General features: G+C 46.9%; 13 protein-coding genes and 1 tRNA gene. 10 read left to right on the top strand and 4 right to left on the bottom strand.

Annotation, left to right across the window (positions count from 1 at the left end; all coding sequences use genetic code 11):
- Positions 1 to 2: 2 nt before the first annotated feature.
- The 3 genes from CWI73_RS05165 to pepA are packed head-to-tail and all read right to left on the bottom strand — an operon-like array spanning position 3 to position 4,816.
- On the bottom strand, positions 3 to 2,852 hold the full coding sequence (locus CWI73_RS05165) for a valine--tRNA ligase (protein ID WP_126751834.1): 2,850 nt from the start codon (positions 2,850 to 2,852) through the stop codon (positions 3 to 5).
- A gap of 7 nt (positions 2,853 to 2,859) precedes the next feature.
- Entirely contained in the window at positions 2,860 to 3,309 is a 450-nt protein-coding gene (locus CWI73_RS05160; protein WP_126751833.1) for a DNA polymerase III subunit chi, read from the bottom strand.
- 1 nt (position 3,310) lies between these two features.
- The gene (pepA, locus tag CWI73_RS05155) at positions 3,311 to 4,816 is read right to left on the bottom strand and encodes a leucyl aminopeptidase (RefSeq protein WP_126751832.1); all 1,506 of its coding nucleotides are present in this window, start codon (positions 4,814 to 4,816) and stop codon (positions 3,311 to 3,313) included.
- A gap of 135 nt (positions 4,817 to 4,951) precedes the next feature.
- Between pepA and lptF the strand changes: the two genes are divergently transcribed.
- Together lptF and lptG are read left to right on the top strand one after the other, a co-directional pair.
- A complete protein-coding gene (lptF, locus tag CWI73_RS05150; RefSeq protein ID WP_053954172.1) occupies positions 4,952 to 6,058 on the top strand; it encodes an LPS export ABC transporter permease LptF in 1,107 nt (368 codons plus the stop codon).
- A 2-nt stretch (positions 6,059 to 6,060) separates the two neighbouring features.
- Positions 6,061 to 7,131 (top strand): LPS export ABC transporter permease LptG, encoded by a 1,071-nt coding sequence (gene lptG / locus CWI73_RS05145; RefSeq protein WP_126751831.1) that lies wholly within the window; start codon positions 6,061 to 6,063, stop codon positions 7,129 to 7,131.
- Positions 7,132 to 7,151: 20 nt separating this feature from the next.
- Here lptG and CWI73_RS05140 read toward each other — a convergent pair whose 3' ends face one another.
- Positions 7,152 to 7,661 carry an RDD family protein gene (locus CWI73_RS05140; protein WP_126751830.1) on the bottom strand — a complete coding sequence of 170 codons (510 nt, stop codon included), beginning with the start codon at positions 7,659 to 7,661 and terminating at the stop codon, positions 7,152 to 7,154.
- Between the two features lie 206 nt (positions 7,662 to 7,867).
- Between CWI73_RS05140 and CWI73_RS05135 the strand changes: the two genes are divergently transcribed.
- The 8 genes from CWI73_RS05135 (at position 7,868) to CWI73_RS05100 (ending at position 15,359) form a co-directional block, all read left to right on the top strand.
- Positions 7,868 to 7,952, top strand: a tRNA-Leu gene (locus tag CWI73_RS05135).
- A gap of 186 nt (positions 7,953 to 8,138) precedes the next feature.
- The gene (locus CWI73_RS05130) at positions 8,139 to 8,825 is read left to right on the top strand and encodes a hypothetical protein (RefSeq protein ID WP_126751829.1); all 687 of its coding nucleotides are present in this window, start codon (positions 8,139 to 8,141) and stop codon (positions 8,823 to 8,825) included.
- A 29-nt stretch (positions 8,826 to 8,854) separates the two neighbouring features.
- Positions 8,855 to 9,754 carry an LPP20 family lipoprotein gene (locus CWI73_RS05125; protein WP_157980627.1) on the top strand — a complete coding sequence of 300 codons (900 nt, stop codon included), beginning with the start codon at positions 8,855 to 8,857 and terminating at the stop codon, positions 9,752 to 9,754.
- A complete protein-coding gene (locus CWI73_RS05120) occupies positions 9,751 to 10,878 on the top strand; it encodes a hypothetical protein (protein ID WP_126751827.1) in 1,128 nt (375 codons plus the stop codon). The genes CWI73_RS05125 and CWI73_RS05120 overlap by 4 nt, the downstream gene beginning before the upstream one ends.
- Positions 10,875 to 12,260, top strand: coding sequence for a hypothetical protein (locus CWI73_RS05115; RefSeq protein WP_126751826.1), 1,386 nt, complete (start codon positions 10,875 to 10,877; stop codon positions 12,258 to 12,260). The genes CWI73_RS05120 and CWI73_RS05115 overlap by 4 nt, the downstream gene beginning before the upstream one ends.
- A 12-nt stretch (positions 12,261 to 12,272) precedes the next feature.
- On the top strand, positions 12,273 to 13,556 hold the full coding sequence (locus CWI73_RS05110) for a hypothetical protein (RefSeq protein ID WP_126751825.1): 1,284 nt from the start codon (positions 12,273 to 12,275) through the stop codon (positions 13,554 to 13,556).
- A complete protein-coding gene (locus CWI73_RS05105; RefSeq protein WP_126751824.1) occupies positions 13,556 to 14,269 on the top strand; it encodes a hypothetical protein in 714 nt (237 codons plus the stop codon). The genes CWI73_RS05110 and CWI73_RS05105 overlap by 1 nt, the downstream gene beginning before the upstream one ends.
- Entirely contained in the window at positions 14,232 to 15,359 is a 1,128-nt protein-coding gene (locus CWI73_RS05100) for a murein transglycosylase domain-containing protein (RefSeq protein ID WP_198675154.1), read from the top strand. Before CWI73_RS05105 ends, CWI73_RS05100 begins: the two co-directional genes overlap by 38 nt.
- The last annotated feature ends 2 nt before the right edge of the window (positions 15,360 to 15,361 follow it).

The raw sequence follows: 15,361 nt of genomic DNA, 5'->3' as shown, positions 1-15,361 counted from the left end.
GATTAAAGTGCGCTAATTTTTTCCTGCTGCTCTTTCAGCTGGCTTAGCGTTGCCTCAGCTTCGGCAAGTTTTTCACGCTCTTTTGCTATAACAGCTTCAGGCGCTTTATTAACGAAGTTTTCGTTGCTGAGTTTACCATTAAGGCGCTGCCATTCTTTCTCAGCCTTTTCAATAGCCTTCTGCAAGCGCTGTAGCTCAGCGTCCTTGTCAATTAAGCCGGCCATTGGAATGTGCAACTTCAAGCTATCGACCAGGGCCGTCATGCTGGCAGGTGCGTCATCATCGCTATCAATAAACTCAATAGATTCAAGCTTGGCCAGACTACTCAGGAAGCTTTCGTTATTCTCTATACGTCCCTTCGCCATAGCGTCGGCGTTCGACAACAATAACGGCAATGGTTTATTTGGCGATAAGTCCATTTCACCACGAATATTACGGATAGCCAGAATAACACGCTTTAACCATTCCATATCCAGCATGGCTTGCTCATTGACCGAGCTTTGTACCTGCGGGAACGGTTGCAGCATAATAGTATCGCCTTCAACGCTCGCTAGCGGCTTGACCCTTTGCCAAATGGTTTCAGTGATGTATGGCATAATTGGATGAAGCAAACGCAGAAGCTGTTCCAAAATGCTGATCAAAGTATGGCGGGTACCGCGCTGCTGAACCTCTGTACCATTCTGCAGAACCGGTTTGGTGAGCTCTAAGTACCAGTCGCAGAACTGGTTCCAGGTAAACTCATAAGCAATGGCTGCGGCCTGGTCAAAACGGTAGCTCTCCAACGCCTGACGGAATTCTTTCACCGTACTGTTAAAGCGCGCGATAATCCATTCGTCAGCCAGTGATAATGTCATTTCATCGCCGCTTTGACCGCAGTCGTGCTCTTCAGTATTCATAAGCACAAAGCGGCTGGCATTCCATAGTTTGTTGCAGAAGTTACGATAACCTTCCAGGCGTTTCATGTCCCAGTTGATATCACGGCCGGTTGAGGCCAGTGCCGTTAGCGTAAAGCGTAGTGCATCGGTGCCATGCGCTGTAATGCCGTCCGGGAATTCCGCACGAGTACGCTTTTCAATTTTCTCGCGCATTTTCGGTTGCATCATATTAGCAGTACGCTTGGCGACTAATTCGTCAGCGCTAATGCCGTCAATCATGTCCAGAGGATCCAACACATTCCCCTTGGACTTAGACATTTTTTGACCTTCTTCGTCGCGAATAAGACCCGTGACATACACCTTTTTGAAAGGCACTTGAGGTTTACCCTCATCGTCTTTCATGAAGTGCATGGTCATCATTATCATGCGGGCAACCCAGAAGAAAATAATGTCAAAACCAGTCACCAACACATCGGTAGGGTGGAAAGTTTTTAAGTCATCGGTGTTCTTCGGCCAGCCCAGCGTAGAGAATGTCCAAAGTGCTGACGAGAACCAGGTGTCTAAAACATCCTCATCCTGCTGAAGGGCTGTGTCACCTAAGTTATACTTTTCACGGACTTCTTCTTCGGTACGGCCTACATAAACATTGCCGCTTTCGTCATACCAAGCCGGTATGCGATGTCCCCACCAAAGTTGACGAGAGATACACCAGTCCTGAATGTCGCGCATCCAGCTGAAGTACATATTCTCATATTGCTTGGGAACGAACTCGATGCGGCCGTCTTCTACCGCTTCGGTCGCCTGTTTCGCCAACGGCTCAACACGAACATACCATTGGTCAGTTAGATGAGGCTCAATAGGCACACCGCCACGGTCACCATAAGGGACTTTGTTGGTATGTTTTTCTATTTTTTCCAATAACCCCAGCTCGTCAAATTCAGCAATCAGTTGTTTGCGGGCTTCAAAACGCTCTTTGTCTGCGTATTGGCTCGGTAATGTTCCGTCAAATCCGTCAAGTTCACTCAGTGCTTCGCCAGTGCTGGTGTATAACCCGGCTTTTTCCATAACGTGAGCCGTGTCATCGAAAATCGATATCATGCCGGTTTGGTGGCGCTTGCCAATTTCATAGTCGTTAAAGTCGTGAGCTGGCGTAATTTTTACGCAGCCAGTACCAAACTCGCTGTCAACATGATGGTCGGCGACGATAGGAATACGACGGTTCACAATAGGCAAGTTAATGTATTTACCGACTAAGTGTCCAAAGCGCTCATCGTCCGGGTGAACAGCCACGCAAACATCACCTAACATGGTTTCCGGTCGGGTAGTAGCGACGACTAAATGATCTTTACCGTCTTCGGTCTTTTCACCGTCAGCAAGCGGGTAGCGTAAGTACCAAATAGAGCCCTGTTGTTCTTTGTTTTCGACTTCCAGGTCTGAAATGGCGGTTTGCAATGCCGGATCCCAGTTGACCAGTCGTTTGCCGCGATAAATTAAGTTTTCTTCATGTAGCTTCACAAACACTTCGCGAACGGCGTCGGACAGGCCTTCGTCCATGGTAAAACGCTCGCGATCCCAGTCTACAGAATCGCCTAAACGACGCATTTGCTGAGTAATAGTACCGCCGGACTGGTGTTTCCATTCCCAAATTTTATCAATGAAGGCTTCTCGACCTAGCTCTTGCCGTGTTTGATTTTGAGCCGCCAGTTGGCGCTCCACCACCATTTGTGTAGCAATGCCCGCATGGTCTGAGCCGACCTGCCACAAGGTATTTTTACCATCCATACGCTGATAACGAATAAGCGTATCCATAATGGTGTGTTGAAAAGCGTGGCCCATATGCAGACTGCCGGTCACATTGGGTGGCGGGATCATAATGGAGTAAGAGTCACCTTGGCCGCTAGGCTTGAAGTACCCTTTTTCTTCCCATTGTTGGTAAAGGTTTTGCTCTATATCTGCAGGGGAATATGTTTTATCCATAATGACCTTACTTCTGTTCGGATATCAGGGGTACGGTATGCATTTGGCAACCGCGCGCCCGGTAATGTTTGTAACGTTCTCTGGCAATTGCTTTGCCTTCACTTGACACTGGCACAATGTCGTACAGTTGCTGACTTTGTTGCGCCTGTACGGGTACATCATTGGCTAAATTGAATAGCGCATACCCCGGTCTACTTGAACCAGGCTCCGTTTGAGGCCAACCAATTTCAACCGGAGCACCGGTAGAGGCGCCTTCGCCGACTAAGTTGTGCGGAATGAAAGCATCAGCAGGACGCTGCCATAGCAGTTCATCCAGAGCTTCTGCCTGAGCTTGATTTTGAGCCCAGACACGCAATCGCTTATGTTTTCTGTACAGTTCAGCGATCTTATCGCAAATTAACGCATTTTGCTCATCCTCTGATGCTTCGGGCATCAGAAAAAACGTAGCTGAGGGCATATTATTCGGTTGCCTCGCTCGAGCATCGGTTAATTAAGAACTGAGTCAATAAAGGCACCGGCCGTCCCGTTGAACCTTTTTCTTTACCTCCTTGCCAAGCTGTGCCGGCGATATCCATGTGAGCCCAGTTGTACTTTTTGGTGAAGCGCGACAGGAAGCAAGCCGCAGTGATAGTGCCAGCTTCGCGGCCGCCTATGTTCGCCATGTCCGCAAAAGGACTGTCCAACATCGATTGGTACTCGTCCCATAAAGGCATACGCCAGGCTTTATCGCCGCTTTGCTGGGCCGCGTTTAACACTTCGTGTGCCAGTGGGTTGTGCTGACTGAGTACCGCAGAAGCGTGACTGCCCAGAGCGATAACGCAGGCGCCTGTGAGTGTTGCCAAGTCGATAACAGAATCTGGCTCAAAACGCTCAACGTAAGTTAGTGTATCGCACAACACCAGTCGGCCTTCCGCGTCAGTATTGAGGACTTCTACGGTTTGCCCGCTCATGGTCGTAAGAATATCGCCGGGGCGATAGGCCTTGCCGTCCGGCATGTTTTCACAACCAGCGACTGCGCCAATAACGTTAATAGGCAGTTGGAGTTCCGCCAAAGCTTGCATAGCACCCAGTACGCCGGCTGCACCGCCCATATCGTATTTCATTTCGTCCATGTTGGCGGACGGCTTAATTGAAATACCACCGGAATCGAATGTCAGGCCTTTACCAACAAGAACAATGGGTGCTTGGTCATCGGGCGCACCTTTATAATGCATTAGAGTCAGTACTGACTCATGTTCAGAGCCTCGACCAACGGCTAAATAGGCATTCATACCGAGCTTTTCCATTTCGGCTTCTTCAACCGTCGTGACGCTTAGGTTATCGTAGCCTTCTGCCATTTTTGCGGCCTGTTCGGCCAGGTAACGAGGTGTACAAATGTTCGGTGGCATATTTGCCACATTTCGGCACACATCCATTCCTGCTGACACTGCCAGCCCATGTTGAACCGCTTGTTCACCCAAAGTAAGTTCTTTGCGACTCGGAACGTTAAAGACTAACTTACGAAGCGGGCGGCGGGGCTCTTCTTTCTTACTTTTGAGCTCGTTAAAGTTATATAGCGCTGCCCGGGCAGCCTCAACTGCTTGTCTAACTTTCCAGTAGGTATCACGACCTTTTACGTGTAGCTCGCTTAGAAAGCATACCGCTTCCATCGAGCCGGTTTCATTTAACGTGTTAATAGTACGCGCAATAATTTGGCGGTACTGTCGCTCGTCAAGTTCACGCTCTTTACCGCAACCAACCAGTAATACCCGCTCAGCTAAAATGTTTGGGACATGATGTAATAAAAGAACTTGTCCAGACTTACCTTCTAAATCACCACGGCGCAATAAATTGCTTAAATAGCCATCACTGACTTTGTCCAGCTGTTCAGCCACACCTGATAATCGGCGGGGTTCAAAGACACCTACGACAATACACGCAGAACGTTGTTTTTCCGGATTACCACTTTTGACGCTGAACTCCATGACAGTGCTCCTGTTTCAGGTGGCTTTAATGCCTGCTATAGTTTAGCTCTTAAGACATTTTGTTGTTAAAATAACAAGTTTACTTAAAAATCGCAGCTATTCCAGTAAAAACCTAAGTTACATGAGTGAACATTAGTGCGCATATTTCGGTATTTAATCAGTGAAACACTAAAGTCGCAGCTTGCTGTGCTCTTTATTCTGATGGCTATATTCGTCAGTCAGAAATTTGTACGTGTGTTGTCCGATGCCTCTGAGGGAGATATTCCCGGCAGTGTTATTTTTCAATTGTTGTCGCTGAATTTACCGGCACTACTCGCTTTAATTCTTCCTTTGAGTTTATTTTTAGGGATTTTGCTGGCCCACGGGCGTATCTACGCTGACAACGAAATGACTATTTTGCACGCCTGCGGTGTCAGCGAGTGGTATGTTACTAGGGTGACTTTGGTCTTGTCGTTGGTATTGGCATTAGTGACTGGGGCGCTGACTTTATGGGCGGTGCCCTGGGCGCTTGAGCAAGAGCAGCAAGTTGAAGAAAAAGCGCGCTCTGATAGCGGCTTGACGGCATTAATGCCGGGGCGCTTCCAGCAAGCCAGTAACCAAAAGGCGGTTATCTTTGTTCAAGACGTAAATGAAGAAGGCGAGTTGCAAGAAGTTTTTGTTGCGCAACATAGTCACGAAGGCAATGAGCTACGTGCGGGCAGTGTCGTTATGGCGAAGACTGGACGTGTTATTAGCGAAGACAGCGGTTCTCAGTGGCTGGAACTGGGAGAGGGAAACCGCTATGCCGGTGACCAAAGTAGCTATCAGACGATGACCTTCGATAATTATCGCCTACAAATAAAAGAGCAGGAAGCCGACGGTCAGGCACGAAAATTGGAAAATTACTCTACGCTGGAGTTATTAGAAACCCCGGGCAATGCGGCCGTAGCAGAGTTCCAGTGGCGTATTGCTATTCCTTTGGCTATGCCGTTATTAACGTTAATTGCGGTGCCGCTTAGTCGTGTAAACCCAAGGCAGGGAAAGTTTGCGCGAATGGCTCCGGCTTTCTTGATTTATCTTGGTTATTTTCTGGTGTTAATGGCTGCTAAGGCGGCAGTTCGGGATGGCGTAATACCGTCGGTGATAGGCCTTTGGTGGATTCATTTTATTTTGCTGATATTCGGCTTTATTTTAATCGGCAAAGGTCGGCCGTTAGGTTTGAAGCTCTTGTCACGTTTTAGTGTCCGGAATAAGCGGGGTTAACGATGTTAAGTATTCTGGATAAATACATTGGCCTGACGGTGCTAAAAACGTCGTTAATGAGTCTGACCGTACTGACGGGATTGTCAGCGCTGATCCGTTTTGTTGAACAGTTAAAGGCCGTTGGTCGGGGAAATTACGATACCCTGGATGCGGCGTTATTTGTTTTTTACAGTTTGCCGCGAGACGTGGAGTTATTTTTCCCTATGGCCGCGCTACTTGGCGGCTTGATTGGTGTGGGTATGCTTGCGAGCAATTCTGAGCTCGTTGTTATGCTTGCTGCCGGCCGTTCACGACTGGACATTATTGCCGCCGTTATGAAAGTGGCCATTATTATGATGGTTGCGGTAATGGCGATTGGCGAATGGGTTGCCCCTCCTATGGAGTCTAAAGGTCGTGCAATTCGCTCGCAGGAGATTTCTGGTGGTAGCTTAATTTCGGCTCAGCAGGGTGTTTGGGCAAAGGATGGCTCCGACTTTATCAACATTGGTGAAGTAGAAGACACCGGCCGCCTCAACAATGTCATTATTTACGACTTTGATGAAAATAGAGAGCTGCAAAAAGCAACTTACGCCCAAACTGCTCTGTTTACTAACGGGGCATGGCGTATGCAGGATGTTGTCATTACCGAACTTGGTGAAAGCCGTGTTAATTCGTCACGAAAAAGTAGTGTTCAATGGCAGTCGACGTTAACGCCTGATAAGTTAGGTGTGGTAACCATAAAGCCTGAATCTTTGTCGGTTTCTGGTTTATTGGACTATCTGAATTACCTGGAGCTTAATCAGCAATCTGCCAAGCGCTATGAGCTCGCTTTATGGCGTAAGCTGCTTGCCCCAGTAACGGTTGCGGTTATGTTGTTGGTTGCATTGTCCTTTATTTTTGGACCGCTTCGCTCAACAACTATGGGGGCTCGTATTTTGATGGGAGTCATTACCGGTTTCGGCTTTCATGTCAGTAATGAGATATTCGGACCCTTAGCGCAGGTGTATCAAGTTCCCGCTTTCTTTGGTGCGCTGTTACCCAGTATTGTATTCGCAGCCCTTGCTGTTTACTTTATGCAGAAAAAAGCAGGGTAATAAAGGCACTGGAACGGGCTCTAGAGCTCGTTCCAGTAAAATAGCTGATTAGCTTCTTTCGATAAGGTCACAACTTCAGTGCCTGCTGCATAGTCATGCCAGGCTCGGCGATTTTTAAAGTCGACTAAAACCCACAAGTTTCCTAACCCAGCACAGCATGTCAGCAAACGAATAATGGTTTGCCTTAATGTTAAGCGGCTGCCATCGCGATTTTGTAACTTTAGACGCCATGCTCTCATACCAATGGTTTGACCCGAGCGTTTCCAGAACCAGCCAAAGAAGATAGCTAATACACCGATTAAATAGATGCTGTACCAGGGCCCCTGAGCAAGCCATCCGGCATGATCCATACCCTCACTTAGCTGCACCCAATTGAGCGCTGTTAAGGTTGCCGCAAAACCCAACGCCAGCGCTGAAGAAAGCATGATAATAGCGACAGCCACTAAAAAATCGTATACCCAGGCCGCTAAGCGGCGGAGAAAACCAGCGCTTGGAAAACTGGCGTGTAATTCTTGAGCGTTCAATGTCATTGTAGAGAGTTATCTGTTGTCGATGGCGTTATATTAACACGGAGGATACCGGCTGACATTAACTCCCTATTACAAGCAATATGGTTAATGAATCATCAGTCAGTGCGGTGAAAACCACTTTTCGATAATTTTCGCTTGATTAGCTAAGTATCGCGGGTATAATCCCGACCCGTTGCCTTCCTTGGTAACTTCACCTCGCAATAAATGGCGCTGTGGTGGAATTGGTAGACACGCCTGATTCAAAATCAGGTTCCTTCGGGAGTGACGGTTCAAGTCCGTCCAGCGCCACCATAATAAATACCCTATTGTTTTTCACACGCTTTCAGTCATTTGAGAGTCGATTTCTCGATCTTGCTTAAAAAAATTTAAAAACTGATTGATCCTTCTTAACGCTTTCTTTACATTCACCATTATGGCTAAACTAAGCCTATGTAATAAAAATGTTGATTTGGCTCAAAGCCTCTGAGGGAAAGTGTTATGAAAAAATGGATCGTTGCACCACTAGCCGCTGTTGTACTGAGTGCGTGTATGTCTACTTCAAATGAAAACGCCGCGACTTTAGACAGAAACCAGGCCGTTGCTGATCTTTCTGTGCAAATGGAAGAGCTCGGGTTTAACCGTGTTGAAATTCAGCCGGGTGTCGATGAGTTCTTAAATATCTGTGCTTCTATCCTGGAGCGCCAATACAACGTGATGGGTGAGTATCGTACTCAGACGGAAAACTACGTTGATGTACAAGCATTTTTGACGGCTCATCAGGGTAAGTCTGAAGAAGAGTTGAGAGCGGCAATTATTGCGTTTGACGACAAAGCAGAAACTGAAGATGACAAAATTGGTCCAAAGCTCGCAGCCTACAACTCAGCAATCGAAGGTGTGTCTGAGCAAAATGCTAAATTAGCGACTGACATCACCGTGCAATTAGCGCAAGCAGCTATCATTTTAAGTGAGCACTCTACCACTGTCGCTAAAGCTGGCAGCTTAGGTATGGTGTCAGGGTGGATGAGCGATAACGAACAGAACGCTGATAATAACCTAGGCTTGGCTATTCTACGCGCAAAAGATCAAATCGATTTAGCATCGGATGCCAACGAAATTATTACGCTAGAGCAAGAAACCATTGAAGCCATTAATGCGCTTCAAGACGAGTTAGAAGCTAAAGGGTAATGCCTATTCGTTATTGGGTGGTCATAATTATGGCCACCTTCAGTTTTTCTATCACCGCGCAAGAGCTGCCGGACTGGATTTTCAAATCAGAAAATACCAGTGAGCAACTGACAGCTGTTGGCAGCGGTCCGTCGAGTTCTGAAGCAAAACGCGCAGCAATAGCAGAAATTATTGCTCAGGTTAGTCAGTCGATGTCTGCTGAAAACGTTTCTGTTCTTGAAAAAACACAAGCAGGAACATCCCAATACTTTAAACAGTCAGTTGTCAGTAACACACTCTCAATCGATGTAAATAAAGTTAACGTCATTGAGCAGTTTGTTGATAAAAAATCAGGCGTAACCTACGTACAGGCAACTATCAGTAAAAGGCAACTGATTCGCTTTCTTGAGGATGAGCTTACACCGATAGCGACGCTTAGTTTTCCTGCTCAGTCACCTGCTGTTGATAAGGTGCTTTGGGCATTAAAGTACCGGGAGGCGAATGCCTACGGGTTAAGGATTGAAAGAGCTTTGGCCGGTTTAGGCGCTACCAATGACACGCTTAAAAATAAACTTCGTGAGAATTTAAGTGCTGTTGCAAAGGTATGGCAACGCTATGGTGTTCGCGTTATTGCTGACAGCTCTTTGCAAAGCCTTGTTGGAATTATTAATCAGCAAATACCGTCTGCGACAGAAACCGTTTTATGGTTGCAGCTGAAGCCTGCTCACAGAACAAGACAATCAGAAAATAATCACCAGCATAAACTGGACTTAATGGTTGAATTAACGCAACCACATTCACCTTTTAGGGTATTTCGGCAAGAGCATATTACTGTTGTCGGTAATGGAACATCTACCCAGCAAGCTCGTAACCATGCCCTGGAGCAAATGCGAGCTATTTTAGATACCCCTATACAAAACTGGCTTTTTGAAAAAGGAAGTGAACTATGAAGTTAGTGACGAAACTCACTATCACAGCATTGGCTGTTTTATCTCTAAGTGCTTGTCAGACTCGTCAAGCTGATCAAACACAAACCGCGAAAGTATCAAACCGAGCGTCAAATGCCAGTGTTGCACGTAGCGCTTATAACTTTGATAGCGAAGACATTAAAGTACCGGCGTATTTCGATACTCAAGGCCTGCAGAACTGCACGTTTAACCCAGCGACTGAGTCTGATGCCTGTCCACTTAAGAAACCAACCGTTCGTATGTATTTTGCGGGTACCGATGTGGGCGGTGAAGGTCAAGGCGTAGAGGCTCTGCGAGAGTATGATGATAAGCAGTTGCTATTTATGCTGGAGAATCAGTTCGCGGGCATTAACCGCTTCAGAATCATTACGCGTGACGACGATGTTATTTCTCAAGAAAAACAAATTTTCATGGAGCAGCAGGGAGCCAGGGCCTTAGCAGAAAGAGCTGGCAGCCAGAAAGTGCTAAAGCCTGACTTTATTGTCAAATTAGATACTCTTCGCACAGTAAAAAGTGAAGGCTCAATTACCGGCTGGATGGACTACACATTAGAGCTAACAACCGCTGTTTTGAACCCGTTCACACGAGAGCTAATGTCTTACCCTAATTTAGGGAAGATTCGTGTTAAATCGGAAGATGTGCGTGAGCGTAACGAGCTGAAATACGTCATGGTGAATAACCGTTATGAAACAGGCTTTCGTTACCACGACCCTGCGCACGTTAATGCGGTGATTAACGATATGACGTCTCGTGGCATTGATATTTTGCTGACACGTATGCTTTCTGAAATGCCAGCAACGGCCCAGGTTCTTGGTATTAAAGGAAATCAGGTGAGTTTGGACCGCGGTCAGAACGCCGGTGTACTACCCAACGAGACAATGATTATTTTTCAATACGAAGCTGGCTTTGTTGAGCCAATTGGCGTGGCCAATGTGAACCCTTCTCGCAACAGCGCAGTGGGCGAAATAGCGGTATGGAAGAATAGCGACTTGGCTGAACAAGTGGAACGTTCAGCGGCGAACGGAATCTACCGCCCGTCAAATGGCACTAAGATTTTCGCTGTTTCAGTTGGTACTCCGGCCGGATTCCTGGAGTCTCGCACATGAGGAAACTAGCACTTAGTTTTGGTGTGCTAGCCAGTGTAGCTTCATTCAGCGCATTAGCTCAGGTTTCTCTGAGCTCAATGCGCGGCATCGAAGCAGAAGCCTGCGCCTATGGGCGCGGAACGCCTGCGATAGAGTCGGCAAAAATGGATGCCTTGTCGCAGGTTGCGCAATTCTTATCGTCCCCTAAGTTGCTGGCGCAACAAACCTCAAGCGAAGATATCGACACGGAGACGTCATCCTGGGCTCGTAAGTTGAGCGACATGCAGCAGCAGGGTATGAGTATTCAGCAAATGCCTGTTGATATTTCGGCTCCTCGTCTTCAGGGCAGCGATACTTGTGTCACTGTTCGTTTAAAAACAGGTAGTTTGCCAAAATCGAACGGTCAATCGGCTGGCGGTGACTGGAATGCTGCAGCCGAGAATGTGTTAGTGACGGTTATAGGCGAAGGGTGGCCTGACAACGAGAACGGCCGCACAGCACGTACTCAAGCTGAAATGGATGCCTTGAAACGTGCGGTTTCACAAGTCGTTGGTATGTGGCTGACTCAGCAAAATACTCAGTTTTCAACGACCGAGGAGTCTTCGAGCGAGAGCGGTGATGAGTTCTCGGTGAACGAAGTTATTTCTCAACAATTGCATACAAGGTCGCAAGGGCTCGTTAAAGAGTGGTCTTTACTCAACAGTCGAGAACTGCCTAATAACGGCGTTGAGGTCACAATTAAAGCTGTGGTGGAAAAGCAACCTATTGCTCAGGCTGCGAATGATGTGTTGATGGCTATTGGTTCGCCGCGAGTGAATGTTCAAGCACCGGAACCACTGAGTAGCCTGCTGAAAGATTGGCTTGCAGAGCAGGGTATTGAATATAGCTCTCACGCTAATTTAGTGATTAAAGCTGACTCGGTTCTTCGAGCAAGGGGCGCCAACAGTCGGCTGCAGCTCAATGTAACGGTAGAAGACTTATCGGGACAGCAATACGGGCTTTGGCGAAATGAACCAAGCTTATTGTCTTTGCCAACAAGTGCTCAGGTCGAACACGACCTTATTGATGTGCACCTCGCTACTCCCGAACAGCAGCAGTCACTGCGCAAAACGCTGAAAAAGTCGTTTAATCAGGTGGTCGCACAAGGTGGCATGGTTCGCGATATTTTTATACATACGCGTTACTTGTCTCAGCCCGATAAACTGTCTTCTATTTTGTCGACACTGGGCGGTGTGAAAGACGTAGTTGTGAATAGTCAGGGGGACTATTACAAAGCCAGTTTGCGATATGCCGGAGCAACCGGTGAACTTGTTGCTGCTCTGCATCAGTCGGTACGACCAATAGCAGCACAAAGCCTGCCCAAAGCTCAAATAAACAATGAATTTACTATTCGGTTTGATTAAGGAAAATAAATAATGAAACGTTCACTCTTAACTTTAGCGTTATTGGCTGCGTTGCCAACATTTGCACAAGACTTTGACTTAACAGATATGACTCCGGCCCGACCTGGCGAAAATGTGGAGTCTGCCGACGTCGTTACTAAAGGTAATGTGGTTGTCGGTAAAGACGAGAAAACGGCTGTAAAAGCAGCTCACCAACAGCTTGTAGATGAAAACCAGGATGGTATTCGTTTAGTTCAGGTTGGCAGCGGAACCGGGATTTTGTCTATCGGTAGTTCTAGTTATAACACCTACGACAATATGAATGCGACGCTGTTATCGAAGCGTGGCGCATACAACCAAGCCGCGCTAATTGCGAAGAAGCAGCTTATTGAAAATATGAATGGCATTCAACAGGAATGTGAGAACGCTGTTCAAACGGTATTGGATGATATCCAAACGGGTTCTGACTCGGTTACTAATGAATCAACGACTATGCAAGAGAATTGCATTGACTCTGTATCTGGTTCTTTATCTGGCTATGTCACTTTCGATGTTTATGACAACGTTGATGAAAAGACAGTTCGAGTTAGCTTAATTTCAACACCTAAAACACGCGCGCAAATTCGTGACAACCATGGCGCTGTTGCCGTAACGACAAACCCGAATGAAGTATTTAAGCAAGTAGTTGCAGATATTAACAGTGGTGTTTTGCCGCCAATGGGAGCGAAAATCCTAACCCACGCTGACACCGGCGAAATTATTTTAATGGGTTATGGCTCTGCAATTATTCGCGATAACGATAACCCGCGTGTTGCAAGACGCCTGAAAGATGCGGCTAAACGCCAGTCACAAAGCCGAGCAAACAGCGCGCTTATTGGCACTATGCAGGGCGATGAAGTTTATTGGAAAGGCAGCTTCAGCGAAGATCAAGTGGAGTCAAATCAGCAGTTTGAATACGGCGGCGATCCGCGCTTAGAAGATCCGACAACTGCAAAAAAACTGGATAGCGAACGTACTGTCTTCCTTAATCAATTGAAAATGTCTGATGAATATGGCGCTGTCACTAAAGGTCAACTGCCTCCGGGCGTCAGTAACCGGAGCTTTGCGAGCGAAGATGGTCATTGGATGTATACCGTATCCGTTTATTCTCCTTCTTTAGAAGCGGTGTCTCGCGAAGCTAAACGCGAAATGGAAGCCGGCGGTACAGCTAATCCAAGCAGTTCAGGTCGGAATATTCGAGTTTATGGTGGCCAAAACGACGAAGCGGCGAACCCTCAAGGGGCGTCAGGTAAGGTGTCTGACGAAGATAACCTATAATGAAGTGGTTTATTGCATCGCTGGGGCTTTTGTCCCAGCTTGCTATAGCTTCAGAGCCACCAGAGCTGAGTCGGTTTGAAAAAGAGATTTCAGACGGCGAAGCTAGAGTGCGAACTGACTCGAAATTACCAAGCCAGGCCTGGCAAAAAGCTTGTCGGTCAGCATTGACTTTACCTCTTAGAGCCGAAGTTAGAGAACGTCTGAGTGAACGTGTTGGCCTTAGCGTGCCTGGTGAGGTTTCATTTCTTCGAGCAGACATTGAGAAGTTTAACTCATGGAATGAGTCCGGGTGGCTGCATTGTACGGGGGAGTCACAAGTCAGTGATTGGTCATTGAATATCGCCGGCTTATCGGTAAGAGCAGCATGGTTTTTGGTCGAACAGGGCGAGCTTAAACAGATAAAGCCTTTTCTTAAAGAAGCTTTATCACACTCGTATTCTTCTGCCGACGCGGTAGCGTTAATTGCCAAGCTGGCACCCGAGCAGCAACGTCTAAACTATTTAGACGCTAACCTTAATGGCAAGGCGCTGACTATGAATGCTGCGAAATATGCAGTGTCCTCAATTTGGTTTTCTGATGGCCGTTGGCAATCAGTGATTGACTTAACCAGTAGCTGCGACTCAGTGGAGTGCCGTCAATTAAAACTGAATGCTGAAGAACAGAAGGAGCGGGAAGATGCTGAAAAAGCCGACGATTTATCTAGCTATTTTTAGTCTCAGCGTTTTTAGTACGGTTGCACAGGACGATGCTGAATTTGAGCAGTACCTTAAAGAGCAGCAGACTGAGTTTCAGGAGTTCCAGGATAAACGTGAGCAGGAATTTCAGGCGTTTGTTGAGCGTTGGCGGGAAGCCGAGCAAGCGTATCGTAAGGAAGTTGCTGAAAAGTGGGATGACGCTAAGCTCCCTGATAAAAAACGCTGGGTTGAATATTCGGACGACAAAAGTCGTCGAACCATCGTCGATTATGAAAACAATACTATTACAGTGGAAGTTTTGGATGACTCTGACGACGCGGATGTATTAAATACTGCGAAAGCTGAAGTTAAACGGTTGAATGAGACCTCTGCGCAAGAAGCTGTTGAGTCCGATCCTGTCTTAATCAATGCGGGCATGAGTGTTAATAGTCGCTCTCAAAAGCAACCACAAAGATCTGAGTCTTTGCTAGGCAGAAAGGTCGAGGCGCAGGACTTATCTCAGCAAAAAGTACAGCGCTCCGGTAGACGAGCCTCAGTGACTATCAAGATGCCAGACGCTGCGGTATCAGATCGCGTAAAACGAGTACTACCGGCAGCAGAGACTTACGCGCGTCAATGGGGACTCCCAACCGAGTTAGTTATAGCTGTTATCCATACTGAATCTAGTTTTAACCCGCTGGCCCGTTCTCACATTCCTGCTTTTGGCTTAATGCAGATAGTTCCTACGTCAGCAGGAAAAGACATCACTGGCTTTTTGCATGGTCAACAACGCTTGCTAACGCCTGAATACCTGTTTGATCCGAATAGAAATATACAGGCTGGCAGCGTTTATTTTCATTTGTTGATAAACCGCTATTTTAAAGATGTTCGCAATACTCAGTCTCGCTTTTATATGGCAATTGCGGCTTATAATACTGGACCGGGAAATGTGGCGCGGGCAATGACGAATACCACTTCATTGACGAGAGCGAGTAGAGTTGCGAACCAAATGTCACCGAAGCAAGTGTACGAGCATTTAATGACTTATTTGCCGGCATCGGAAACCAAGAATTATTTAACAAAAGTCACTGAGCGTGAAGCTCATTATCAAAAAACATTGGGTTTATAATT

The organism is Idiomarina piscisalsi (genome assembly GCF_003987095.1).
GTDB lineage: Bacteria > Pseudomonadota > Gammaproteobacteria > Enterobacterales > Alteromonadaceae > Idiomarina > Idiomarina piscisalsi.
This window is presented reverse-complemented; position numbering and strand designations above follow the sequence as displayed.